The organism is Litchfieldia salsa, from assembly GCF_900104555.1.
Taxonomy (GTDB): domain Bacteria; phylum Bacillota; class Bacilli; order Bacillales; family Bacillaceae_L; genus Litchfieldia; species Litchfieldia salsa.
This window is the reverse complement of sequence record NZ_FNJU01000009.1, coordinates 111,062-135,742: the sequence shown is the minus strand read 5'-3', so window position 1 is coordinate 135,742 and position 24,681 is coordinate 111,062. Positions and strand designations below refer to the sequence as shown.

21 protein-coding genes and 1 riboswitch are annotated in these 24,681 nt (G+C 35.7%); of the genes, 12 read left to right on the top strand and 9 right to left on the bottom strand.

All coding sequences use genetic code 11. The features are described 5' to 3' along the window. Positions 1 to 52: 52 nt before the first annotated feature. Positions 53 to 394 carry an MORN repeat-containing protein gene (locus BLQ56_RS16515; protein ID WP_090856792.1) on the top strand — a complete coding sequence of 114 codons (342 nt, stop codon included), beginning with the start codon at positions 53 to 55 and terminating at the stop codon, positions 392 to 394. Positions 395 to 452: 58 nt separating this feature from the next. Here the strand turns inward: BLQ56_RS16515 and BLQ56_RS16510 are convergent, their stop codons facing one another. After that, positions 453 to 1,178 (bottom strand): hypothetical protein, encoded by a 726-nt coding sequence (locus BLQ56_RS16510; RefSeq protein ID WP_090856789.1) that lies wholly within the window; start codon positions 1,176 to 1,178, stop codon positions 453 to 455. 1,091 nt (positions 1,179 to 2,269) lie between these two features. On the opposite strand from BLQ56_RS16510, the gene BLQ56_RS16505 reads away from it, so the two are divergent. The 5 genes from BLQ56_RS16505 (at position 2,270) to BLQ56_RS16485 (ending at position 8,542) form a co-directional block, all read left to right on the top strand. Then, positions 2,270 to 3,178 carry a glycosyltransferase family 2 protein gene (locus BLQ56_RS16505; RefSeq protein WP_175490351.1) on the top strand — a complete coding sequence of 303 codons (909 nt, stop codon included), beginning with the start codon at positions 2,270 to 2,272 and terminating at the stop codon, positions 3,176 to 3,178. Positions 3,179 to 3,281: 103 nt separating this feature from the next. Then, complete coding sequence (locus BLQ56_RS16500) at positions 3,282 to 4,733, top strand: oligosaccharide flippase family protein (protein ID WP_175490350.1); 1,452 nt, start codon at positions 3,282 to 3,284, stop codon at positions 4,731 to 4,733. Positions 4,734 to 5,680: 947 nt separating this feature from the next. Then, on the top strand, positions 5,681 to 6,241 hold the full coding sequence (locus BLQ56_RS16495; protein ID WP_090856781.1) for a sigma-70 family RNA polymerase sigma factor: 561 nt from the start codon (positions 5,681 to 5,683) through the stop codon (positions 6,239 to 6,241). Next, a complete protein-coding gene (locus BLQ56_RS16490; protein WP_090856778.1) occupies positions 6,204 to 7,583 on the top strand; it encodes an anti-sigma factor in 1,380 nt (459 codons plus the stop codon). Before BLQ56_RS16495 ends, BLQ56_RS16490 begins: the two co-directional genes overlap by 38 nt. A 704-nt stretch (positions 7,584 to 8,287) precedes the next feature. Next, the gene (locus tag BLQ56_RS16485; protein ID WP_090856776.1) at positions 8,288 to 8,542 is read left to right on the top strand and encodes a nucleotidyl transferase AbiEii/AbiGii toxin family protein; all 255 of its coding nucleotides are present in this window, start codon (positions 8,288 to 8,290) and stop codon (positions 8,540 to 8,542) included. Positions 8,543 to 8,979: 437 nt separating this feature from the next. Here the strand turns inward: BLQ56_RS16485 and abc-f are convergent, their stop codons facing one another. Then, entirely contained in the window at positions 8,980 to 10,692 is a 1,713-nt protein-coding gene (gene abc-f, locus BLQ56_RS16480) for a ribosomal protection-like ABC-F family protein (RefSeq protein WP_090856943.1), read from the bottom strand. Between the two features lie 537 nt (positions 10,693 to 11,229). On the opposite strand from abc-f, the gene BLQ56_RS16475 reads away from it, so the two are divergent. The 3 genes from BLQ56_RS16475 to BLQ56_RS16465 all read left to right on the top strand — a co-directional run bounded on the left by BLQ56_RS16475 (position 11,230) and on the right by BLQ56_RS16465 (position 13,797). Next, positions 11,230 to 12,006 carry a DUF4230 domain-containing protein gene (locus BLQ56_RS16475; protein WP_238457297.1) on the top strand — a complete coding sequence of 259 codons (777 nt, stop codon included), beginning with the start codon at positions 11,230 to 11,232 and terminating at the stop codon, positions 12,004 to 12,006. A 213-nt stretch (positions 12,007 to 12,219) separates the two neighbouring features. Continuing rightward, a complete protein-coding gene (locus tag BLQ56_RS16470) occupies positions 12,220 to 12,936 on the top strand; it encodes an SGNH/GDSL hydrolase family protein (RefSeq protein ID WP_090856774.1) in 717 nt (238 codons plus the stop codon). A gap of 102 nt (positions 12,937 to 13,038) precedes the next feature. After that, positions 13,039 to 13,797, top strand: a complete 759-nt coding sequence (locus BLQ56_RS16465; RefSeq protein WP_090856771.1) for a class I SAM-dependent methyltransferase — start codon at positions 13,039 to 13,041, stop codon at positions 13,795 to 13,797. 141 nt (positions 13,798 to 13,938) lie between these two features. Here BLQ56_RS16465 and tenA read toward each other — a convergent pair whose 3' ends face one another. From tenA to BLQ56_RS16445, 4 genes are all read right to left on the bottom strand, one after another. Then, a complete protein-coding gene (gene tenA / locus BLQ56_RS16460; RefSeq protein WP_090856768.1) occupies positions 13,939 to 14,613 on the bottom strand; it encodes a thiaminase II in 675 nt (224 codons plus the stop codon). A gap of 17 nt (positions 14,614 to 14,630) precedes the next feature. Continuing rightward, positions 14,631 to 15,905: an acetylornithine deacetylase gene (locus tag BLQ56_RS16455; RefSeq protein WP_090856765.1), complete on the bottom strand. Its 1,275-nt coding sequence runs from the start codon at positions 15,903 to 15,905 to the stop codon at positions 14,631 to 14,633. A gap of 425 nt (positions 15,906 to 16,330) precedes the next feature. Further along, positions 16,331 to 16,430: riboswitch (TPP riboswitch) on the bottom strand. 157 nt (positions 16,431 to 16,587) lie between these two features. Beyond that, positions 16,588 to 17,637 (bottom strand): DUF1574 family protein, encoded by a 1,050-nt coding sequence (locus BLQ56_RS16450; protein ID WP_090856762.1) that lies wholly within the window; start codon positions 17,635 to 17,637, stop codon positions 16,588 to 16,590. 10 nt (positions 17,638 to 17,647) lie between these two features. Next, complete coding sequence (locus BLQ56_RS16445; protein ID WP_090856759.1) at positions 17,648 to 19,045, bottom strand: MBOAT family O-acyltransferase; 1,398 nt, start codon at positions 19,043 to 19,045, stop codon at positions 17,648 to 17,650. Positions 19,046 to 19,395: 350 nt separating this feature from the next. Between BLQ56_RS16445 and BLQ56_RS23220 the strand changes: the two genes are divergently transcribed. Continuing rightward, the gene (locus BLQ56_RS23220; protein WP_139163111.1) at positions 19,396 to 20,850 is read left to right on the top strand and encodes a hypothetical protein; all 1,455 of its coding nucleotides are present in this window, start codon (positions 19,396 to 19,398) and stop codon (positions 20,848 to 20,850) included. A gap of 159 nt (positions 20,851 to 21,009) precedes the next feature. On the opposite strand, the gene BLQ56_RS16435 is transcribed toward BLQ56_RS23220, so the two are convergent. After that, a complete protein-coding gene (locus BLQ56_RS16435) occupies positions 21,010 to 22,092 on the bottom strand; it encodes an SDR family oxidoreductase (protein WP_090856756.1) in 1,083 nt (360 codons plus the stop codon). A gap of 281 nt (positions 22,093 to 22,373) precedes the next feature. On the opposite strand from BLQ56_RS16435, the gene BLQ56_RS23625 reads away from it, so the two are divergent. Then, positions 22,374 to 22,547 (top strand): YwzD family small protein, encoded by a 174-nt coding sequence (locus BLQ56_RS23625; RefSeq protein WP_175490349.1) that lies wholly within the window; start codon positions 22,374 to 22,376, stop codon positions 22,545 to 22,547. Positions 22,548 to 22,724: 177 nt separating this feature from the next. Here the strand turns inward: BLQ56_RS23625 and BLQ56_RS16430 are convergent, their stop codons facing one another. After that, complete coding sequence (locus BLQ56_RS16430; RefSeq protein ID WP_090856753.1) at positions 22,725 to 23,228, bottom strand: hypothetical protein; 504 nt, start codon at positions 23,226 to 23,228, stop codon at positions 22,725 to 22,727. 225 nt (positions 23,229 to 23,453) lie between these two features. Further along, complete coding sequence (locus BLQ56_RS16425) at positions 23,454 to 23,642, bottom strand: acyltransferase (protein ID WP_090856749.1); 189 nt, start codon at positions 23,640 to 23,642, stop codon at positions 23,454 to 23,456. Between the two features lie 279 nt (positions 23,643 to 23,921). Here BLQ56_RS16425 and BLQ56_RS16420 point away from each other — a divergent pair, with 279 nt between their 5' ends. Next, positions 23,922 to 24,665 carry an HlyD family secretion protein gene (locus tag BLQ56_RS16420; protein WP_090856746.1) on the top strand — a complete coding sequence of 248 codons (744 nt, stop codon included), beginning with the start codon at positions 23,922 to 23,924 and terminating at the stop codon, positions 24,663 to 24,665. The last annotated feature ends 16 nt before the right edge of the window (positions 24,666 to 24,681 follow it).

Below are 24,681 nucleotides of genomic sequence, written 5' to 3'. Positions count from 1 at the left end.
TTTTATTTGAACAAGCGCATAGGTTGTATTTTTTGATTATAGATGCTGGTGGATGGTGTTTTTCTTTTTTTATACTGGGACTCAAACACCGATCATCAATAGTATCTCGACTGATGAACCAGGTACCTTTAAATGGCCAGATGGTTCCACCTATACAGGCGATTTTAAGCAAGGAAAGCCACACGGGATAGGAACGTTAAGTTGGCATAACGGAGATTCCTATACAGGTGAATTTATAGATGGACAACTATCAGGAAGCGGAAAGCTGGAACGTGTCGATGGCAGTGTGTATGAAGGTCAATTCCATAATGGAAAGCCGCATGGTCAAGGTACCTTTTATTATCCAGATGGCTCTATTTATAAGGGGCAATGGGTAAATGGGGAGCCGATGTAGGTTGGGAGGTACCTCATCCCGCCATATTTTACAGTTTGGTGGAATTAACCTGCATCCTTCACCCATCTTCAGCAGATGTGAAGGTCAGGTTACATTCGTTTGGTTGATCTCCCTTTTGCTTTGAGAACTGCACATTATTGTAGGTGTAAATTTCTTTTGCCTGTTGTGGGTACTTGTTGTGTATAGGGATATCTTCTTTGGGATTAAACTCTATACTTAGATTAAGATTTTCTTGTTGTTGTTTTTTATTTTCTTTTTCTTTTTCTTTTTCTTTTTGCCCCCCTATCGTAGTACGAGTCGTGAGTGTTTCGTCAATCGTGTCGTGATTTTCCTCTTCAGATAGATCTATACCTTCTTCGCCAATTGTACAAAAGCATTTGTATATCGCTAGAATTTCATCTTTCTTAATGTGATTCGCGACATATGAGATGAGTGATGTGTCATCGACTTCCTGTAGCTCAGCGAGAAGACAATCCTGGATTGGTTTTCCGCCTTTGTGAAGGTTGTAGTTTCCCCAGTATTTAATCGCAATCTCTCTCGTTTGGGGGTTGTAACGAATCAACTGGAGATGGTTCATCAGTCGATCCATCAACACATTAACGGTTTCAATTGAATATCCCATGTCAAACGCGATCGCTTTTCTTGTAATCTTGTAAATTCCATATTGAGAGGTATACATAGTTGTATGGAGATACAGCCAAAAGTACCTATCCTCCGGTGTCATCTCCTCTGAAACCATCGGATTCATCCAAAAATCAGTGCGAACCATTCGATACTTTGCCATCCTTTATCACAATCCTCTCCATTAGCATTAGGGTGATTATCTCCGAATAGATAACTTACCTATATAAGTTATAGAGTTTAATTGTTAAAGAGGGGCATTGATTTAAAATTAAATGCAGGGACGTAGGGACATAGGAACCGGCACTCTGTCCAATTCAATATGAAATAGTGATTTTAAATTTTTTGAAGTCAAACAGGATCCAGGGGGATCGTCTCCCTGGATATTAGTATACTTACATCTCTTTGCAAACTCCCTTTCATGGGACTAGATCAGTTACCTCATCCTTCCTCCTCCCGATTAAATACGGAAAAGCAAACAGTAATATCCCTTTGTGTCCTATGATTCGAGTTAAAAACCAAAAATGTGTCAAATTTATAGTAAAAAAGATACGAAACGACATGATTCGACAAAATACACCCATTTCGTGACTTTTTTTTCTATGATATTATTAATATCGCACTCTATTGGAAGAAAAAACCATATGAGGATATATGTGTTATTTCTAACATTATATTGAAAAAATTAATAAGAGGGAGATGTGATTGTCATATCTTCATATTCTTGAGGACGGTGCAAAGGACATAAATAAATCGTATACCATGACGAAAATGGCGGGTTGAAGGAGGAATCACATCCCACACCTGACCATCTTAGTGGACGATATGAAACAAATAGACGGTAATAATAAAGTTAAAGATTTTGGCTACTTTCTCAAAGATTGTTGTTTTAGACATCCATTTGAAGTGCTAGTTAAAAGCAGGCTGAATACACGTAGACTCCTGCGGGACCAGTGGCCAAAGTGAGACCCCACAGGAGCATTTGCGACGAGGAGGCTCACTGGTCACCCGCCGGACGCGGAGTGTATTCAGACTGCGGATTTACAAGCAACAATCTATACGAAAACAGCCTAAATTTTAAAACAATCGATATTATTAATGGCGAGGCTCTTAGCAAGTGTTGATCGTATTGATGTAAATGGTTGTCACCAAGAAAAATACGTAAATTTTGTTAGCAATGGTTTTACCAAAAGGACTAAATTTAAAACTAGAGTTCCTATGCCTTATAACCTTTATTAAAGGATGATAGGATATTTGGAGGATAAAGATGTGTACTCTATAGTTGTTGTTAACTGGAATGGTGAAAAATATTTAAACTCATTTTTATTGAGTCTAACCAAGCAAAGCTACAAAGATTTTATTCTATATTTCGTAGACAACGGTTCAGTTGATCGCTCCATTGAAATTGTTAATACGTATAGCGAAAGATTACAAATTAAAGTCATATATTTAAAGGAAAATGTAGGATTTGCAAGTGCAAATAATGTTGGTATTGAAGAAGCAATGAAAGACGATAGTAGATATATCATTACACTTAATAATGATACAGAGCTGGATGAAGATTGTTTGTATCATCTAAGTGAAACAATCAATAAGAGTAATAATGAATATATATACCAATTGTTAATGATCAATTTCTACGATAGAAGTGAAATTGACGCAGTTGGGATAAAATTCAATGAAGACTTTCTTGCAAACCAAATGTTTTATAAGGAGAATATTAGCAAACTAAAAAATGATATAGAAATTGATGGAGTATGTGCTGGAGCGGCAGCTTACCCTAAATCAGCATTGATAGCAACTAAGGAGAACAATCATTATTTTGATCAAAATTTCTTTGCTTATTATGAAGATGTTGATTTAGCTCTTAGGTTAAAAAGACTTGGTTATAGTAGTGTTTTAGTTAAAGATTCTATTGTTTATCACGTACATTCTGGTACAAGTAAAAAGGATTCTCCCTTTAAAGCCTATTATTTATCAAGAAACATTAGATTGTATTTATACAAAAACATACCTAAACAGGACTATCAGAGAAAAATTTTATATTACAATTATTTAAGTGTTAGAAGGACGGGTAGATTTCTAATTAAAGGGGAGATTATGAATTTTATAGCTTCGATTAGAGGAGTTTACGATTTTTTAAATTTAAGAAAATACTATTAAATAGGAATGTTAAATTGGTAAAAACTCTACTATGAAAACGCTCTTTACTAGTATTTAATTATGATCGTTCTTATATTGATCTCACTAAGATTGGATGTTTCTAATGATTAAATTTAATGTTTTTTTAAAACAGTTAATAGCTTATTTTCCCTCGCAAATCATTCCTGCATTGGTGAGTTTTGGGATTATCATTTTATTAACAAGATATCTTTCTATTGACCATTATGGATCCTATGTTTTATTTGTTACGACAGTGAGTTTAATCACTACTTTGATCACACAATGGTTGATTCAATCGATCTTTTACTATCGACCTAAATACGAAGCCATGCAAACTCTAGATGAATTTAATTATTATATAGATAAGTTTATTTTATTTGTTTTGGGTCTTTCATTTGGAATTGTACTCATTATTTCATTATTATGGTTGGTTGCGCCTGAATTATTGCCATACGAAATTATCGTAGTCATTATTATTCTTATTGCATTTCAAAGTGTATTTTTAATTAACCAGACATTACAACAATCCAGCATGGAAGTGAATAAGTATAGTTTTCATATTTCTGTTTCGAACATCTTAAAATTTATTTTTATTGTAATCACGATCTTATATTTTGATCGCAATATTATAACGATGCTTCTATTGGGAACAACCTTATCTATTGCAATATTTGTTTTACCAGAACTCTTTAATCAGAGAAGGAGAAAAAAGATTACACAAAAAAACTCTTCCGTTCCTTTTTTTAAAAGTATGCTAGAATATGGACTCCCTATGCTAGGGTGGTTTTTTGCTTTAACAATCATTAACATATCAGATCGATATATGATTGGTTGGTTAAATAGTTCACGGGAGGTAGGTATTTATTCTGCGAATTTTGCTGTTGTTACTTCAGCATTCGGTCTCTTATTTGCACCATTAACAAAAGTGATGCATCCTATTTTTATGAAGGAATCTGATCGAGATGATATTGATACAAGCCGTATTGAGTTATTGATGAATAAATTTACCAACCTTTTTATTATTTCTGGGTTTCCTATCATTGTGTTGGTAATTATTTATGCAAAGGATATTTCGTTGCTTCTACTAGGAAAATCATATATAGACGGAAGTGATATTATTCCAATCATAACTTGTGGATTCTTTATATGGAATTTAGCGATGATCGGACATAAAGGGTTAGAAATTAAGAAGCAGACTAGAAAAATGATGAATTTTGTTATCATTGCATGTGTATTAAATGTCGTTTTAAATTATGTCTTTATCATCATGTTTGGATATAAAGGTGCTACCTGGGCATCTTTTCTAGCCTTTCTTTCATATGCATTATTAGTATATATAGATTCTAGAAAGAACATAAAGTGGTGCTTTGATTGGAAAGTAGTCACCATTGTTTCAGTAGTTGGAATGTTTAATTATTTTATAATAACAATGATTAACATAGAAATGAAGTTAACTATACTTAGTCTTATTATCAACTCATCTATCTATATTTTACTTTATCTTGTATTAATTTTCACTGCTATTAAGTTGTTTAAAATAAAGTTGAGTTTCTAAACTAATGGTGCACGGGGACGGTTCTCGTGCATCATTTTTGTTGGTGTGTAGAAACAAGTGTAAGGTACTTTATCCATTAACTCCATCTTCTCGAAAGCACTGGAACATATCTATGAGGAAACTTTAAATTATGAAGAGGCTGTAGAAAATATCATAAATTGGGCTCTTCTAATAGGGAAAGAATGGGCTTTGAATGAAATTCTAGATTTCATACAGGAAACTGAATTTAATTATGATTTGATTGATGAAGTTATCATACGAATTAAGGAAAGATTCCATCATGAGCCTCTGAATTACTCATAAGAAAGAGCGAAGGAAAATCGGTATTAGGTACCGATTTTTATATTTAAGTGAGAGGGGCATTATCTTAAGAAGGCAGTCACTTCGGATACATTTGACTGTTCAATCTTAAACAATCTGTAACTAGTGTGAAGAAGATCAATATAAAAAAGTCTTCTGCTCCGTAGTACAAGGATACTTGTACTTAAATAATCATGTGAGGCGATCACTCTTATAGGGTGGTCTTTCTTCGTAGTTGACTATTACTGCGCAACAAATATCTTCATTTTTGGGTGTCTTGGAGAAAGGGAATACTTAAACTAACCTGTTTTAACTCTATAAGGAATAAAAATAAAGAGTCTAAAATATGCAGGTTTTTTAAATTTTAAACTACTTGTATATTTTGGCTCTTTTTACATCCATGAAAGATACTGCTGTTTTATAGCACTTTTTAATTACCAAACCTTTGAAAGATAAACTTCAAGTTTTTACTTTTTTCTGTTTAGTTTATATTGGATAAACGGTGATTTACTATAAGGGTTATTAACGGGCTATTCCACAATCGGGAACCGGATTGTGGAACAATTTATTATAAAGTTAAGTATTATTTGAATCGTTTTTTGGCTCTGTTTTATCTAATATACGAAAACGAAAAAGGAGGTGCCATATTGGAAACTAAGGTGAACTTAATATCCAAAGCTAAAAAAGGGGATATAAATGCATTTCAGACATTAATTCATATTGAGAAGGAAAAATTGTACAAGATGGCATATGTGTATATGCGGAATGAAGATGATGCATTAGAAGTGTTTCAAGAAACGATTTATAAAGCTTTTGCATCGCTGTCAAAACTAAAAAACGACGAATATTTCTCCACATGGATGACTCGTATTTTGATTAATTCAGCTATTGAGTTATTAAGAAAGAAAAGGAGAGTAGTTCCAATCAATCAAGAAGTGTTGGAAAACACTAGTGATACCTCATTTTTCAATTCTGATGTACAAATAGATCTTCTTAAAGCAATGGAAGAAATTGAGGAGAAATATAAAACGGTCTTACTGTTAAGGTTTTATCAAGATTATACGGTTAAACAGATCGCCTCGATGCTTAAATGCCCAGAGGGAACGGTGAAAACGAATATCCGGCGCGGGTTAGACAAACTTAAGGAGAAAATGAAGGGGGTTTACAGTGATGACAGACAAAATTCCATCATTCAAGGAAGACATTGATATGATTCATGTTCCGACTGATAAGCTTAATGCGATTATATCGAACTTTTCATTGGACTCTGATACAAGAAAACAGCAGGTAAAGCGAAAAAGGAATCGAATTTTAATCGCCGCTGCCTGCTTATTGATTGGCATACCGACGACCGCTTTCGGTGCAGTAAAAGCCTATGATATGATTGTCCAAAAACAAAATTATGAAGTGAATATTTCAGTGGTAAATAATATTTTCAAAAAGAGAGACAGTTGGTATAAGTTGAACGTCGGCTATTTACCAGAAAATATGGAAGCAAACGATAGTTTGTCTATGAAATATTCCTTCAAAGATAACTACGCAAATGGTGGATTTTCATTCATTCTATGGAGATTAGGGAAAAATTCTGATTTTCAAACTTTGTATGCAAACGACTACGAAGAGAAGGAGGTCAATGGTAGGATAGCAGTGATTGTGAATAAAGATACTGGAAATAAAAATGTAATGTTTGATAGACAGGTCTTTCTCTTATTCGAAGAAGAGGGGATGATGTTAGAAAGTTATGTTGGAACTGATGTAAGTGATGAACAAATGATGAAAGTCATAGAGGGCATTTCACTTGAACCAACAACGGAGGAAAAGGCAACATACACAGCGGATTATGATGGAGCCCTTTTTAGTCAAGCAAAGGAACCAACAGAATCTCGCGTTATTCCTTTGAAAAAGGACAGCAAACAACTATTTAAGGTAGGTCAAACGGTTCCTGTATCCATAGAAATGAATGGAAGCGAAAGTAAACTTGAATATGTGATAGAAAAAGTTGAAGTCTATGATTCAATCGACGATTTTAAACAAGGGAACTTTAATGAATTGGGACTAAACATACTAAGCGAAAATAAGGCCTTAGATCAAACAAATAAATTGTTACCGTACAAACGGGATGTATATAAAGTAGGAAATGGTAAAGATTCTGTTGACGAATTAGTAGAGTCGCAATTAGTTAATCTGAAATTTGTCTACCTGACAACAACAGTGAAAAATATTGGTAAACAGGCAATAGAAGAAATCTATATGCATCCGTCCTTACAAGTGCTTAAATTTGAAAAAAATGCATGGAACTATGCTGGGGAAGATGGAATCGCCGAAGATAGTATTATGACGGGTGAAGTTGATTATCTAGAACCTCACGGAAACGGAAAAGGCTTTTACAATATTGGCAGAATCCAACCTGGACAAACGATGAAGGTTAACCTAGGTTATTTTGTAGATGCAGATAAACTAGATTCTATCTTCCTCGATGCTTTCCATTACAGTGGTGCCACTGAAGACATGAATGCAAAAAATCGACGGTGGATTGATATTCGTCAATAATAAAAACAAGTTGCTTAATTAGCAGTTTTTTAAGTACAAAGAACCTTTTTGATTTATCTCAAAAAGTAACAAATATTAGAAATGAAATAACACTTTATGATAATTGGAGAGATAGAGAATCGCTTATAACACAACGGCAAAAGGCTCTTATGCAAAGTCCTGAAGATAAGGCGGTACTAGAGAGCCTTCTACATTATTAAACCAAGAGGGACATTAAAGAATCGAATGCTGTTCTAAATAAACTAGAAAATTCATTTGTGAAGTTATGTACTTAAATTAACAGGTGCTTATGTTGAAGAACATCTGGATTTTCATGTGGCTCTCTTTATGCACATACAAATCTACTTGTAATTAAACAACCATATGTGGGCGGTCACTTTTAGAGTGACCGTTTTTTTTATTAGAATCTTACCGTGTAATAAGATTCTTTACTTTTAAATGATTAGAGAAAGAATGTACATAAGTAACCGTAGTAAAACTTAATGAAAGTACTGGATTTAAATGGTTCACAGATAATATAACAAGATGGAGGAGAATCAAATAATACCACAAAGTTATTTACTGCGCAGTACAACCATACTGTTCAGCACTTGAACTTTTTCTAGGTTAAAAGCAATAATATCACCGTTAAAAAGTTGAAGAATATGTGATAGATAAATCTCGTTATTAAACTTTTCTTCCAATTTACAAGTTAGCCGCGGACCCTGCCCGTACTCCTTAATGATTTTGAGCGACCTGAAGTGTTAACCTATTCATTGGAGTCAACTATAGCAGAAAAGATTGATGCAATTATTGTAATGATGGAACTAACCGGACGGATGAAGGATTTTTATGATATCTATTATTTAGCGACAACTTTTGACTTTGATGGTAGAAAACTACAGGAGGCAATCTATGATACACTCACCAATAGAGGTACTCCTTACGAAAGAGACTCAATTTTAGCTATTAATGATTAAATAGAAAATCAACAGATTCAACAAAGATGGTCCATTTTCTGTAAAAAAGTACTCAAATTCGAAATTGAGTTACAAGCTGTCATTCAAATCATGACGGATATGCTACAACCACCATTTGAAGCAATTGTAAATGAAAGTGAATTCTTTGGTATGTGGAATGCTGATGAACATAAATATATCTCCTAAGTTATATCCTATAAATTTTATAACGGGGCTTATGCGAAAAAATGCATAAGGTTCTAATTTTGTAGAAAATGCACTTAATAATCCGCTTTTTGATTTACAAGCGGATTATTAAGTGCATTTGAGGGACAAAGGTAAAGGCACATCCAACCTGTCCCTCAGCCCCACATCCACTTCATTGTAATGACCTGTCGACTTTTCGAGAGTTTCAACTTTTCTACACGTCTAGCTACAGATTACAGGCTCCACGCCACTTATTGTAATTCCTTCTTCCGTTTCAGCAGCTCATTTAACCGCTGATCAATCTCTTTGTAGGTTTCATCTTCCTTTGATAAAAGTGATATCTTTCCAAGAAGTGTGGTGATTTCATTTTGAATGAGCAATCGTTCTTCTTCATGATCGACTTTCTCTTCTATTCGATTTTTTCGTTCTAGGTATTCTTTCATCGACATCTCTTTACGATGAATGAAGCTTTTCTCGAAGGATAGCAGCTTCTTACTAATCTTTTCTAGAAAATACAAATCATGCGAAACCAATAGAACTGTACCTGCGTATTCCGTTATGACATGTTCAAGACTTTCTCGACTTGCGAGGTCTAAGTGATTTGTTGGTTCATCTAAAATAAGAAAATCAACCTGCGCAAGTAACATCATCACTAGTTTAATGCGTGTTCGCTCACCAAGACTTAATGCTTGAATGGGCTGATTTAGCTTATCTTCTTTTAGACCTATATTTGCAAAAATCGTTCGGGCTTTACTCATTTGCTCTCTATCTGTAATTCCAGTCGCTTGTATTGGCGTTTTCGTCACATCCAAGTCGGTAACATCCTGGCTAAGATAGCCGATTTTAAGTGATTCGCTCATCCAAATCATTCCGGAAGTAGGGTGTTCTTTACGGAGAATCATTTTAATTAGGGTTGTTTTCCCACACCCATTTTCTCCAATCATCCCAATATGTTCTCCTTGCTTGATATAAAAATTACTTTTATGAATTAAATTTCGATCTCCAAACCGTTTCTCTAAATCCTTCGCCTCAAGAATACGTTTCCCTCTTTTGGCACTTTGTTGATAGGTGAACTTTAGTTCAGTCTCTTCTTTAGGTTTATCTACCTTATTTTTCTCAAGCTCACTTTCTAATCTCTTTCTTTTCGACTTCACCTGAATATCCATCTTCTTGGCTTTGGCACGAAGGTATTCTTTTAGTCCCATTTGTTTTCGTTCAGAAGGGGAACCCTGTTTTGTCGATTGTCGATGTGCTTTTTCAGACCAATTTTCTAAATTGGCAATTTGCCCTTCGATTCTGGCTTTCTTTTTCTGTTGCACCTCGTATTGGTGGAGTTGTGATTGATAGAAAGCTTCCTTCTGTTGTTTATAGTTTGTATAATTGCCGTTATATAGTTTAACTAATCCATCCTCTAATTCGGCTATTTGTGTAATGGTGCGATCTAGAAAATAGCGGTCATGCGAGATAATCACAACGGCCCCTCTAAAGGCTTTCAGTTCATTCACTAGCCATTCAAGTCCAACTAAATCGAGATGGTTTGTTGGTTCATCAAGTAGGAGTAGATCAGGTTTTGATGCCCATACTTTCGCAAGTGATATCTTTAACTTTTCACCACCGCTTAAATGGGCCATTCGGTCCTTCTCCCATGACTTCACTTTAGCTAAGCCTAATTTACTTGTATGGTGGAACACTTGACTTTCACTTTGATGATCGACTACCTCAAGAAAATCATTTACAGAATAGTCACTGGATTGATGAAGATAGCCAATTTTAAGTGTTTGATTGAGTACTTCAATTTCCCCTTGATCTGAGGATAGTGATCCATGAATAATATTCGCGAAGGTCGTCTTCCCGGCACCATTGTTCCCAACAAAACCAATACGATCGCCTTCTTTTATATCAAAATTAATCCCTTTTAATATCGTTTTATCACCGTAGCTCTTGTGAATGTCTCTAATTCTCATTAGTACCAAATAAATCACCTCATATAATTTGTCGTGTTTGTTAAAAGACCATTTATAAGTAAGGTGTTGTATCCAATATAAAAACCCCCCTAGTGTCCTAGAGAGGTTTTCGTCTGCACAAATATCGAAAAAATAGAAATAACTGAACAAGCCTAAATATGGATAGACTTACCCGTTAAATGACATTTTTCTCCATTTGTATTGGTAAAATGGACAGACTAATCCTACTCTCTATACACCATGTTTTTTCGTATTCGAAAAATTGGTTAGAAAATAAGATTAATTCCACATCAGCCATTTACCTTTCCTTTCATCATATTACTGAAAGTATAAATAGGTGAAGAGGGTTTTGTCAAGACTTGGAAAACAGGGACGGTTCTCGTGTTTCATTTGGTACAGGGTTCTACTGTTTCATTTCTAGTTCTGTATAAAGTTTGAGACACGAGAACCGTCCCTGAATGCTCTAAAAGTTCTATTTGTATGCTATTATTTAAGTGATTTCACATACTAGATTAGTGGATTAAGAGGAGAGTTGTAATGGTAAGAATGAAAGGTGAAGAAATGGATTCAAATAGAGAAGTTATAGATGAAAAAGACGAAAGAATTGCACACCTAGAAAGACAATTACTAGAATTAATGGAGGCACAACAGCAAAGTGCTGCAACGATTGCGGTAGATCATCGCTCAAGATCTTTCTCTCCACCGAAAGGAATATTTAGGTTTTTCTTAAAGGCGAAGATTATGTTGGCCATCCTTATTTTATTAGTTTTAGTCATCACTTCAGGAGCAATTTGGTTATCTACGGGCAGTAACGTCAAACAAGAGTCTTTCACGTTTGTTGAACAAATTCGAGACCTAGCCACATTGGCAACAGCTGAAGCTCATGTTAAAGAGGTTATACACCAAGAGGATAATAAGAAATTTTTCGATATTAATCTACCAGGAACAAAGCGAGAGCTTCTATTAGTTGTACCTGCGACGGTTATTGCGGGTGTTGATTTAAAAGGGATTACTTCTAAGGACATGGATATTAATGAAGAAACGAAAGAAATAGAGATTACCCTTCCACATGCAGAGCTCATACAGGAACCATCCATACAGATGGATAAAATACAAGCCGTTGTCGATGGTGGGCTTTTCCGTGGTGATATTAAATGGGATGAGGGTTTTGATCTGGCTGCTGGGGCACAAGAGCAAATTCGTGAAGAAGCCATCTCTGTCGGTTTACTAGATACTGCAGAGAAAAATGCAGAAAAAGTGTTAAAGGAATTCTTTAAGAACATTGGTTATACGGTAAATGTCACGTTTGAGTAATGGGGACGGTTCTCATGTATCATTTTAATGTTTGGGTAAAGGAGCCAGGCCACCGATCAGCTCAAAACTAGTAAAAAATCTGATATGCAATTTTTGTAGCTTAATTCTAACGTTATATGTAACTATTTGTAGATTACTTCTAATGTAACTTGATAGATTAGCAAGTTATAATAAGTCTATAGTTAATTACATAATAGAAAAGGGGTACAAAAGATGATAAAAAAGATCGCTAGTTTTATGATAATTGGTGCACTTGCGTTGTCAATCCCAACGTATAGTAGTGCAAAAGCAGAGAAAAAAGTGGATGTTGATTATGTTAGTTTAGGAGATTCTCTTGCGGCGGGTCAGACTCCATACCATGAGATTAACCTTGGTTATGCTGATTACCTAAAGAGTCGCATGGAGCAATCTCAATATGAAGTTGACTTTGAAAATTTTGGTGAGTCAGGGTATACCTCTACCCATTTATTAAAAGATGTTTTATATAATAATGATGTGCGCAATGAACTAAAAGAGGCAGACATGGTTACGTTAGACATAGGGGCTAATGATGTATTAGGCGCTTTAAGATTTAATCCCCAACAAGCGGTTGCTGCGGTTGGAAATGTCGGTCAAAATTTACATGTAATTTTAAACGAAATAGATGCTTTAAATCCAGATGTGGATGTTTATGTTATGGGCTATTATAACCCATTCCCATATTTATCTGAAGCGGAGCAGAATCAACTGTTACCTTTAATGGATGCATTAAATGCTACCATCGAAAAAGCTTCAGTAGCAAACGGTGATGTATTTGTACCAACAGAAGATGTGATCGCGGAAAACCCAACTCTTTACATTCCGAATCCAACTGATATTCATTTAAGTCTTGAGGGATATAAAGCAATATCAAAAGAATTCTGGAAGCACCTTGATAAATCGAATAAATAAGTGATAAACGGGACAAGGTGCAGGGGCTTGTCCTGTTTTTTATTCCTTACCTTTATACTAGTCTGCTATGGATTGATAAATACTAATTAAGGAGGCTCTAAAATGAAACAAAATACTAGTACAGAAGAAGCGATTAAAAGATGGGATGGTTTTGCAGATACATATGCAAAGAGTCATCATGAACAAGGAGACTTACATAAAGAAGTATTTTTGAATCCTACCTTAGCTACACTAATGGGGAACGTAACTAATAAGAGAGTTTTAGATGCCGGGTGTGGTGAGGGGTATTTAAGTAGAATTATAGCAAGGTCTAACGCAACTGTAACAGCAGTTGATTATTCTTCGAGAATGCTCGAAATTGCTAAAGAGAGAACCCCAGAAGATATATTAATTGATTATCGACATGGTAATTGTGAGGACTTGAATATTCTAGAAGATAAAAGTTTTGATTTAGTCGTATCCAATATGGTTATTCAAGACCTTGCTAATTATGAAAAAGCCTTTCAAGAGATGTACCGTTTATTAGTAGATGGAGGTGTTTTTATCTTTTCGATCTTACATCCTTGTTTCATTACTCCAGAAAGTGGTTGGGAACGAACGGAAAACGGCGAAAAGCTGCATTGGAATGTAGATAAATACTTTTATGAAGGTGTATATGAACAAAGTGGCTTAGGTGATAAAGAAAAAATGTTATTATTCCACAGAACCTTAACGAGTTATATAAACACTTTAATTAAAACAGGTTTTGTCCTAGAAAGCATAGTAGAGCCAAAGCCTTCAAAAGAGATGCTTGAAAAATACCCGTCATTTGAAGAGGACTTTAGATGTGCTGATTTTATCGTGTTTAAATTAAAGAAGTAAGTTTGAAACTAGTTTATTGAACTAATGGAACATTACTTAGAAAAGACCGTCTTTGTGACGGTCTTTTCTGTATTAATGGGGACGGTTCTCGTGTGCCAGTTCTTGTTTGGAAAGTTGGATTTTGAGACACGAGAACCGTCCCTATGCATCGATCGGCCACATTTGCTTGTTATAGGCCATGTCCCAGAACATGTATTCATAGCGAGTTGTATTTAGGAAGATTTCTTCTAATTTAGACTTTTCACTTTCTGATTTCCCTGCTGCTAGTTCATCCATTAGGCCGATACACCACTGAGCTAATGTACCAAATTCATCAGAGCTATACATGCTAATCCATTCGCCATATAGTTCATGCTCAGCTGCACCTGGTATTTCACTTAATTCCTTTCCAATTTCCCAGTAACTCCACATGCATGGTAATAGGGCTGCTACTAATTCAGCAAGTGTTCCATTTTGCGCCACATGTAACATGTAGTGAGAGTAAGCTAACGTAATAGGAGAGGGGTTAGCATTTTCTAGATCATCCTTAGTAATACCAAACTTTTTTGCATATTGACGGTGTAATTCCATTTCTTCATTTAGTGTAGAGTTTAATAAGGCTGCGAATTTCCCCATTGTCTCTAAGTCATCCGCTTTTACTGCTCCTAACGCAAATAGTTTTGCATAATCAATTAAGTATAAGTAGTCTTGGACCATATAGAAACGAAATGATTCCTGATCTAATGAACCATCACCCATCCCTGTTACAAAAGGATGATTGTGATTTGCTCGCCAAATGGGTTCTAATTTTTCATGAAGACGTTGTGAAAATTTCATTGTTCCATTCCTCCATTCTATTTTTTTGTATTACACCATTGATAAATGAACTTCAGCATCACCTTTGTAAAGTGAGTTAGTTGTTCGATTGAAACTTTTTCGTTCACAGCATGTGCGTTCTCTAAGTTACCAGGACCATAAATCGCGGCTGGAATCCCGACATCTCCAAACCAACCTCCATCTGTTACGGTCGGTGAGACACCAACAATCGCTTGTTCACCCGTTACATCTCCGTGTGAAACCATCAATGTTTTTACAGCTGGATGCTCAGGATCTACCTCAAGTGAAGGAAATACTTCACCGCGATCGACAATCATGGACGTTCCACCCCATTCAAATAGGGGAGGGTTTTCTCTAAGCCATAGATCTGCTGAGGCTACTCGTAGGATGTGCTCTTCAATTTCTTTTGAAACTTGTTCATACGTTTCATTTGGATAAAAATGGACAGTGATCCATAAGCGACATTCGTCTGCTATAAAAGCTGCATGTCTACCGCCTTCAATTACGGCTGGGTTGATGGTGTTTGTTCCTGGATCATAACCAGGGTAGCTTTTCATGACAGCCCAGTGTCGTTCTAAATCCTGCAAGCCTTGGACAACCTTCATCATTTTTTCAATCGCACTTGCACCAAATAGGTTCCCGCCAGCATGAATCATTCGTTTTCTCGTCGCATCATGGAATGTTTTCTTGCTTTTTACCGTAATCCAACCTGTAATCACGCCACCTTGACCTTGAATATGTAAATCACTTGTATCAACAACAACGGCGAAATCTGCGCTATAGCCACGTTTGCAGCATTCTAGTGTACCTGCCTCACCAACTTCTTCACCAATGACCGATTGAAAGGTAAGGTCGCCACCGAGTTCAATACCGGCTTCACGTAAAAGCTGAATCGCGAATAACGCTCCGCCAAGTCCACCTTTCATATCACTAGCCCCACGGCCCATAAGGAATCCATCTTTGAGAACAGGAGAAAAAGGTCCTGTTTCCCATTCTTCATCCTCACTGATTTCAGCCACATCCACATGCCCATTTACAATCAAGCTTTTATAAGAAGAGGAATCTGACCCTTTTAAAACTCCCACCACATTCGGGTCACCTGGATATACATCCCACTTATCAATGGAGAAACCTTTTTCTTCAAGGAAAGAAGCAATAAATTGTTGGGCATCCTCTGTATTTCTTGCTGGTGGAGCAGGTGTTTCATAACGAATAAGTCTTTCTACTAATGAGAGTAGCTCGTCTTGACGCTGATCAACTTGCCTTAACAAATCATTTAATGTAGCAACCATTTAAATTCCCCCAACCTAAAATTAGTAAATGAAATCAATGCAACAAATCCAAGCTCATAAAAGAGGAGCGAGCCCTTTAATCAGAGCATGTGCTGTGTATGTTTTGTTCAAAAGCAAAGGCTCTTTTCTCAAAAATTGTTGTTATTTCAGATAACAATATATATTATCTTAGTTGATTGGAACGGAAGATGCGAGACTCCTGCGGGATGTGCAGGACAGATGAGACCCCACAGGAGCTTTGCGACGAGAGGCACATCCCTGCACCAAGGAAAGATCGCATCTGGAGTGGAAATCGACGACTTGGTTAAATAGCAACAATCTATACGAAAACAGCCGAAGCAAAAATGGCGATAGAAAACAAAAAACCACTTCATTAGAAAAGTGAAGTGGTTACCATCCAAATATAACAGGATCAATTAGACATTTTAACTTGTCTGCCACTTCCCTTCGCTAGTATTACCTAGAGCAGGTTAAAAGGGTTAAGACTTTCATCTTTCTCAGCTATAAGCGCCCCTAGTGTTTATATGTATATAGTTATCTACTATTTTAAACATAAAAGAAATAGTAATGCAAATGGTGACGGTTCTCGTGTGTCATTTTATTATTTGGTACATAGGGACGGTTCTACTGTTTAATTTCTAGTGTTGTATAAAGTGTGAGACACGAGAACCGTCCCTTTACCTCAAAACCCCAATTCATGCAATTCATGGGTACTAAATGAGCATTCATTGTTAATGATACATTCATTAAAGTAGTCATTATAGATGATTGAGCCATAATAGTTAACATGGCTAGGATCACTGAAATATTGTTCATCTAGCAGTAGAATGCTACTAGATATTTTATCCGGATCAATTTGATTGTATAATTCACTCATTTTTCCGAAAGAAAGGTCTTCAATCACAGCTCTTCCTTCTGGCATTGGTGAGAAGAAGAAATAATAGTCAATATTACTGTTTTCCAGTGTTGAGAGTAGTTTTTCAAAATAGATCTTTGTTAGCAAGGGTACTTCTTCCTGCGTATATTTACTAATAAAGTTTCCATAATTGATTGAATCTTGTCTTCGTATGGTTCTGTTAATTTCACTGAAATCTAATGTGTCTTTTCCAAATAGAAAGAAGCCTTTATTAGTAAGTAATGTCTGAGTCATTTTATCATCACTTATTTTATCATCAAATCGTTTAAACATACCGTCTATCATCATTTTATTCGTTTTGTAAAAATAGTCATTGAAAGGGAAAGAGTGAATATTTTTGTACTTAGTTAAAGCAGCCTCTTCGTAGTTTGCTAGTTCTCTAATTTCATCTTTCTCTGCTACAAACCGTATAAATCGTTCACCTAAGGTCGTATTTACATCTGTATCAAAAGACGACATATTCATAGGATTTAATTCGATGTATATTTTCTTAGGCTTTATCTTTTTTTCTAATAGTCTTTCTAAAAAATAATAGGTTGAAGGTGCAGTTGCTCCTCCTACTGATAAATTTATGGTTTTCGTCTGATATTTTTCCTCGAGATACAAAGGATTTAATGCGAGTGTTCGAGATGTACCAAGGATTAAATAGTCATAATTGTAGTCATGAATGTTATCGATCATCCTATCTTTCGCTTCCCATGTGGCACGTTCTAGATCATAGACAAATTGTTGGCCGGAATACCTCAAGCCATACCCGATGGTGAGAATTGTAAATAATAGTGTCAAAAAGATGGTTAGCCATTTTTTATATGTCATTTACACACCTCTAAAAGTTAAAGTATAAAAACTCGCTTATTTTATTTAATTGAAAGATTGCATAGGCGGAAATCATGATCGTAAAAAGCATGGTTTTAATAGTTGGTTTGAAGTCCTTTGTTAATTGGATTGAGTTTTTAAAGAATAAGGTGATAATCCCAGCTAAAATAATTGCTAATAGCGCTTTCATTATTTCGAATTGATTAAGAAAATAGATTGGAAAACTGTTCAGACCAAACATTCCTTTTAATACTTTGATGGCATCTTCCCAAGTTGTGGCTCGAAAGAAAACCCAGGCGATATTCACAAAATTAAATGTAATAAACCAAGCTAACACTTTATGTAACTTGAAGCCAAGCGATTTCCAGTAGCGACTGATCAAACTAGCAGCACCATGAAGAAATCCCCAAAAAACAAACGTCCAACCAGCACCATGCCATAATCCACTTACAAGGAAGATAATCATGATGTTTATATAAGTCCTTTTTATCCCTTTTCTATTTCCCCCAAGAGGAATATAAATATAGTGTGTTAAAAAGCGGCTAAGCGTGATATGCCACCTTCTCCAAAAATCCTGGATATCTAAGGCCTTATATGGTGAATTAAAGTTTATTGGAAGTACGATGTTGAATAGCAATGCTGCACCTATTGCCATATCTGTATACCCACTAAAATCAAAATACAATTGAAAGGTATACGATAGTGAAGTGATCCACCCTTCAACGAAAGTGAGGGTTTCTATTTGGTCAAAGCCCTGAGTAGCCCAGATTGCAAAAGTGTCGGCAATGGCTACTTTTTTAAATAAACCAATTGAAAAAATAAAGATTCCTAGCGTGATATTTTTATAAGTAATCACTTTATTACGTAACATTTTAAACTGAGGCATCATTTCCTTATGATGAACAATCGGTCCAGCAATTAACTGCGGGAAAAAGGTAACAAATAGAGCGTAATTCAAGAAATCATATTCGTTTGTTTCTTTTCGATAAGCATCGACAAGGTAGGCAATTTGTTGGAAGGTAAAAAAGCTAATGGCTAAAGGGAGTGCTAGTTTTAAGAGTGCAAGATTTGTAGTAAACAAGCTGTTGATATTCGTGATGAAAAAATCGGAGTACTTGAAATATCCGAGTAAACCTACATTAAACAGTATTCCTATGGTTAGAACGGCTTTTCTACTAATCTTTGTTTGCCTGTCTTTCCCAAGAGCGAATCCTATCGCATAGTTAAAGAATAGCGATGTAAGGATTAAAGGGAGGTAGACGATATTCCACCAGCTATAAAAGAATAATGAACTAAAAACTAACCATGTTTTTGCTGCCACAATTAATCGCTTTTTATTAAGAAAAAAGTAGACTAAAAAGACGACCGGTAAAAAGACGAAGATAAATTCAAATGAGTTAAATAGCATAGTTCATTTCTCCAATTCCCGACATTTTTTTCCTTATTTCAAGTTTATAGTTAATTATGAAAATTGTAAACTGGGGACGGTTCTCGTGTATCATTTCGGGGGTGGTGAAGGGTGCGGTTCTCGTATTTCATTTCAGGGTGGTGCAGGGGGCGGTTCTCGTATTTCAATTCAGGTTGGTGCATGGGGACGGTTCTCGTGTATCAATTCTATTTCCGTATAAAGTATGAGACACGAGAACCGTCCCTATTTTTCAGTTGCTACTAGGTGGTTATTCGAGTAATCTAAGGTGTATGTTTCATTATATGTTTGTGACATATTTTGAATAAATTTCTTATTTTAAGGTGACGATCATGAGTACATTTAAAAACATCTTGACCTTTGGTGCATACGGACGAATTGAAGAAGCGATGGCTAAGTATAACAAAGTGAAGAATCGATATAATGCTAAATTACGTAAGATGAAAATAAAAAGCCGTGAAGTGGATGCTTTGCTAGAAACCGTAGTTCAGGTAAAAGTTGAAGCGATTAAAGATCTACATACTTTTAAGGAACTTACTGTAGGCAATCAAGAAAAAACATTAAACCAACCGAAACTATCAGATTTTAAAATAATAAATCAAACGTTGGCAAATGGCCAACTAGCATTGACAGCAGGTGTTGGTGCGACTCTTGGAGCAACAGCTGGAATCGGAACAGCTCTTGCTACTTGGGGTCTAGTATCGACATTAGGAGCTGCATCCACTGGAACGGCTATCTCAGCTTTATCAGGTGCAGCTGCAACGAATGCAACTTTAGCCTTCCTTGGTGGTGGATCAGTAGCAGCTGGTGGTGGAGGAATGATAGCGGGTACGACATTACTAGGTGGAATGGTTGCAATTCCAGCTCTAGTCGCATTAGGCGTGTTTAGTCATTTTAGCGCAAAGAAGAAGATTGCAGAAATAGAATCTGCTATAAACAAGATGCAGAGGTATATGAATAAAATGGATCGGAACATTATCCAGTTAAAAGTAGTGCGCAAAAAGGCTAAAAGGTTAATTCGATTAATCAGTAAAAAGTCTAAAAAACTTAAATACGAGCTAAACATTGCAAATCAAATGATAAATGGTGAGATGAATAAACTCACTTGTTATTATCATCAAGTACGAACGCTTCTATTTAACCGAAGTGCCTCAAAGCTAGCAGTTGATGTTGCTATTTTAATAGATACACCGATTTTCGATGAGGAATCGATCAATCAAGATATAGCCTCTTATAAAAGAACGGCTCTCATCGGTAAAATGATGGTAGTAGCTACTTGTGCAATAGCTTTTTATCTATTTGCTTTGCCCGTTCTTAAAGATGCTTTCCCTCAACATACACTTACAAAAAGTAATGTAGTGAACAAGGTTGCTGATGTTAAGGCGCGCATAGCTGCTTTTATTGGAGAGGGAGAGAATGAGGTTCTAGAATCAAATTACCAGATAGAGTCAGAGGAAGTAATCAGCGATGAATATTACGTTGAAGAACCAATGGAATATAACGTTGTTACGATTATTATCACAAAAAATTATGGTGAAACTCAAATCTTACATGAAGATTTTTATTTTAACACAGGAGAAACGATGAATGATGTTATGTATAAGTATCATGATGAATTAGAGATGGTAGTAGAGCATAACCGTATTGTCTCTCTTAAAGGTTTCGAGCAAAGTCTAAATGGGAGTGAACGGTGGTTGGCTCAAATAACTGCTGCGGATGGTTCACCTGTAGACTCACTTGAATCAATACTTAGTGATGGTGACATTATTGAATTAGATTTACATTAAACGATAGGGACGGTTCTCGTGTTTCATTTCTGGGGTGGTAAATGGGGACGGTTCCGATGTTTCATTTCTATTTCCGTATAAAGTATGAGACGTGAGAACCGTCCCCATTTCACAAAAAGAGCACAGCCCAATTTTTTTGACTGTGCTCAAATATTTAAATCAGACAGTTCCCAGCAGAACTGGCTTTGCAGTAACGGTTTTATGTTCAACAAATCCGTCAATAATCCTGATTAGCATCTCTTTATCCATGTTTAACGGATTGACGTTTCCTTGATGTAATAGGTTTCTTGTGTTTTCATCAACGAATGTGATGGATGAATTAAGGTATTCTTTAAATACTTTAATAGGTGTGTTTATTTTTACTTCTTCTTCAGTTAATACATGTTCTTCATCGTATGGGGTGAGTTCGACCCCATTGAATTCTAGGCTTTCCATGATGCTATCAAAGATTAATTGATTGCTAGGTGGATTAGGGTTAGTAATATGGTAGATGGTGTTATTTTCGCCAAAATCTAGGCCTAGCATTAGCACGGTTACTACGTAATCAATCGGAACAAGGTTGGACACTGAACGTTTATTCATTAATATCCGGTAGTTATGATTAGTGTTAGGATCTCTTCGTGCCAATTTCTTTAAAATTTCAACCGTTCGAATGATTCCATATAGTCCAAATGTCGAGTTGGATTCCCCTGTTTCTGAGTCTCCTATAATGATCGCTGGTCTCATAATCATCACATCAAAATCCTGATGATAAGACATCACTAAATGTTCTGCATTACATTTACTTTCTTCATAGGCGTTTTGGAAGGTAGAGGAAGTAGGGTATAAGGTTTCACTTCCAATAGACCTTGTGCCTAACGTATATGCCGTGCTCACATGAATAAATTTCTGTACGTTAATCTGCTTCGCAAATTCAAGGATGTTTTTTGTGCCTGAAACATTCACATGGAAAATCTCTTCCCGCATTGATTCATCAAATGACAGTAATGCTGCTGAATGATAGATGACGTCAATGTTCCCTGTGAGCGCAGCTATTTCTTCTTCATTTATTCCTAAGGAAGACCTCGTTAATTCCCCTTCAATCACGTGAACCTGTCCATTTTTATGATCTAATTCTTCGATCAGAGCTTGGGCTTTTTTCTTGCTACGCGCTACTAAATAAACATGATGGTTCTCTTTCAATAACCTTTTGGCTAATGTCGATCCTAAAAAACCTGTCGAACCTGTAATTAATATATTCACTTAACAACCTCCTGCAGCTTATACATACCTATCATTATATACTAGAGAAGGGGTAAGTGGGGACTGGTTATCATATGGGAAATCGTGGAGGGTGTTAGTGTTGGGGGCATACTCGAGGGATTTTAAGGGATGAAGTCTCTTGGGAAAATTGGCCTTGTGCCTTTGGGATATAGCCTACCGATTGGTTCTAATTACCCGCCTTTTTACCAAAAAAATAGTAGATTTATATCCAATTTGGTGGTAATATGTAGAAATATCGGAATACGAAAGAGAGAATCAAAATGTCGATCAATAGATTACAAGATTCAACCATTATCACAAAAGAAAAATTTATAGATGTGTTGAAAGCTGCTTATGAAACAGGAGAAAAGAAACCATCTATGTCTGCAACTGATTTAATTAATGAAATTGCTCAAAACATGAAACAATTGAATATTGCTGATAATAACTTTTAATCTGATTTTTGAAAGATCCTATTTGAACGGATTCTACCATACTTCATAAGATTAAAAGTTATTTTTTTTGTCCATAGAATCTTTGGAAAAGGTTTAGGCTTAAAAAAATGATCATTTCGAGCAGGCTGAATACACTCCACGTCCGGCGAGTGGTGATTATTGATCCCGCAGGAGGTTTCAGTAATGGATATCAATTTCTTTAGTGGGTTTACTTTGAATATAGAAAAAAACTTCATTATAGATATGTTTTTCAGTGATTACTCCATCTTTAACGATAGAAATGCTCCTCTTATCAGGATTTGTAACCCTCCCATAACTAATTTCATATCTCTCATTTGAAGGAGACTTTATTTCAGTCTTTACGATACTATACTTCTCTCCATTTGTATGAGAGGGAAGCTCAACCTCACTTTGTCCTCTAAACCATTGAAATTTGCTATCCTTTTTATGAATCATTGCAGCTCCGTATTGGTTAGTTGATCTTCTGTAAACGACAAAAGTTTGATTATCAACTTCTTCAACATCTATTATACTTTCTTGTGCAATTCCTTCTAATTCCAGTCCATGTTGGATCGCTTCTTCTTGGGAACTAAACCACTCATCGAACTTCTTATCATCAGGTTTCTTATTACAACCTACCATTACCATTAAGCAAAAAAATAGGAACAAATACTTTCTCATTTTATCCTCCTATGTAAATGGACTTTTGGGATAGCTTTTATAACCATCGATTAATAGCATAAATGAAAATAGCGAAAAATGTTATTGGGAAAATTAAATCCCTTTTTTGGTGGTTATTCCTTGTTTTTGGAACGGATTTTCCTAGAGAGGTGGAGGATTAGGAGAAAGGGATGTGGTGCCCTCCAATTGTTATGCACCACAACCTACAATTGGAGGGCAATAAAGTTAAAAGTTATTCGCTTTCGGTACATCAAACCTTTGAACAAAGTTACACCCCTGACAGGCTCTTCCTATCTGTACGTTCGTTTCAGCGTCTATATAATATACTTCATTAAAGCCACATACTGAACATTCCATCACATGCAAGATTTCTCTTGGCCCAAAGATTGCATCAAGTAAACTCTCGAAATACATTATATCCCCTGCTTTCACTTTTTACCATAATATAACAAATGCTAGATATGAAACTTAGCGAAATCTGGTAACCTACTAGTAAAATTTATCGACAAAAAGGTAGAGGAAATGAAGTTGAACATTCCGATTGTCCCCTTAATGAACACGTTCATAAAAATTTAACAAAAATATCCACTAAATGGGATTATTTTACTATATGCAATTATTTTCAAACGAGGTAACATTAAAAATGAAAGTGCTCACTTACATAAAAGATAAAATGTAGAGGAGATTAAACCAATGAAAAAGAAAATTGCCTTAAATGTGCTGATTGCGACTACAGTCATGTCACTAATCGCTTGTTCCGGAACAGAAGAGGAGTTAGGATATTCAGGATTTGTGGAAGGAAAGAAGATTAAGATTCAAAGTGAATACGTAGGAAAGGTCGATGAAATACACGTCAAAGAAGGAGATTCGATTACAAATGAAGATGTTTTGATTACATTAAATACACAAAAGTTGGATATTGAAATCGAAAATGCAAAAGTGGGGATTGATATCGCAAATGCGAAGAAGCAGGAAGCCGAGGACCTAAACAAAGACTATCTTACCGATCAAGCAGATGGATCCATTAAACAAGCTCAAAATCAATTGAAGTTATTAGAATTACAAAAACAAAATTCTCTCGTTAAAGGACCAGTTCAAGGGTTTATACAAGATATTTATATCACTAAGGGAGAAATCGCAAATCCAAACCAAGATCTTCTTTCGATTGTCGATCCGAGCATGAAAGAAGTCATCATTTATGTGAGTGAAAAGGATGTGAGTTCAATCGAATTAGAAGATAAGGTGAAAATTCGAACAGATGCCTTTGAAAATGATACGTTCGAAGGGACGATTAAACGAATTTCCTCTGAAGCTGAATTCACTCCACAAACGATACAAACAAAGGAAGAAAGAGCAAAACGAGTATTCGCTGTTTCTATTAATGTGTCAGATGTTTCTGAACTTAAGCCTGGAATGTCTGTAGAGGTTGATCTATAAAAGAGGAGAAGGTGAT

What these genes read in the sequence shown, in the direction of transcription:
- BLQ56_RS16515 (WP_090856792.1), top strand. Translation starts at nt 53, where the DNA reads ATGGTGTTTTTCTTTTTTTATACTGGGACTCAAACACCGATCATCAAT.
- BLQ56_RS16510 (WP_090856789.1), bottom strand. Translation starts at nt 1,178, where the DNA reads ATGGCAAAGTATCGAATGGTTCGCACTGATTTTTGGATGAATCCGATG.
- BLQ56_RS16500 (WP_175490350.1), top strand. Translation starts at nt 3,282, where the DNA reads ATGATTAAATTTAATGTTTTTTTAAAACAGTTAATAGCTTATTTTCCC.
- BLQ56_RS16490 (WP_090856778.1), top strand. Translation starts at nt 6,204, where the DNA reads ATGACAGACAAAATTCCATCATTCAAGGAAGACATTGATATGATTCAT.
- abc-f (WP_090856943.1), bottom strand. Translation starts at nt 10,692, where the DNA reads ATGAGAATTAGAGACATTCACAAGAGCTACGGTGATAAAACGATATTA.
- BLQ56_RS16475 (WP_238457297.1), top strand. Translation starts at nt 11,230, where the DNA reads ATGGTAAGAATGAAAGGTGAAGAAATGGATTCAAATAGAGAAGTTATA.
- BLQ56_RS16470 (WP_090856774.1), top strand. Translation starts at nt 12,220, where the DNA reads ATGATAAAAAAGATCGCTAGTTTTATGATAATTGGTGCACTTGCGTTG.
- BLQ56_RS16465 (WP_090856771.1), top strand. Translation starts at nt 13,039, where the DNA reads ATGAAACAAAATACTAGTACAGAAGAAGCGATTAAAAGATGGGATGGT.
- tenA (WP_090856768.1), bottom strand. Translation starts at nt 14,613, where the DNA reads ATGAAATTTTCACAACGTCTTCATGAAAAATTAGAACCCATTTGGCGA.
- BLQ56_RS16455 (WP_090856765.1), bottom strand. Translation starts at nt 15,905, where the DNA reads ATGGTTGCTACATTAAATGATTTGTTAAGGCAAGTTGATCAGCGTCAA.
- BLQ56_RS16450 (WP_090856762.1), bottom strand. Translation starts at nt 17,637, where the DNA reads ATGACATATAAAAAATGGCTAACCATCTTTTTGACACTATTATTTACA.
- BLQ56_RS16445 (WP_090856759.1), bottom strand. Translation starts at nt 19,045, where the DNA reads ATGCTATTTAACTCATTTGAATTTATCTTCGTCTTTTTACCGGTCGTC.
- BLQ56_RS23220 (WP_139163111.1), top strand. Translation starts at nt 19,396, where the DNA reads ATGAGTACATTTAAAAACATCTTGACCTTTGGTGCATACGGACGAATT.
- BLQ56_RS23625 (WP_175490349.1), top strand. Translation starts at nt 22,374, where the DNA reads ATGTCGATCAATAGATTACAAGATTCAACCATTATCACAAAAGAAAAA.
- BLQ56_RS16430 (WP_090856753.1), bottom strand. Translation starts at nt 23,228, where the DNA reads ATGAGAAAGTATTTGTTCCTATTTTTTTGCTTAATGGTAATGGTAGGT.
- BLQ56_RS16425 (WP_090856749.1), bottom strand. Translation starts at nt 23,642, where the DNA reads ATGTATTTCGAGAGTTTACTTGATGCAATCTTTGGGCCAAGAGAAATC.
- BLQ56_RS16420 (WP_090856746.1), top strand. Translation starts at nt 23,922, where the DNA reads ATGAAAAAGAAAATTGCCTTAAATGTGCTGATTGCGACTACAGTCATG.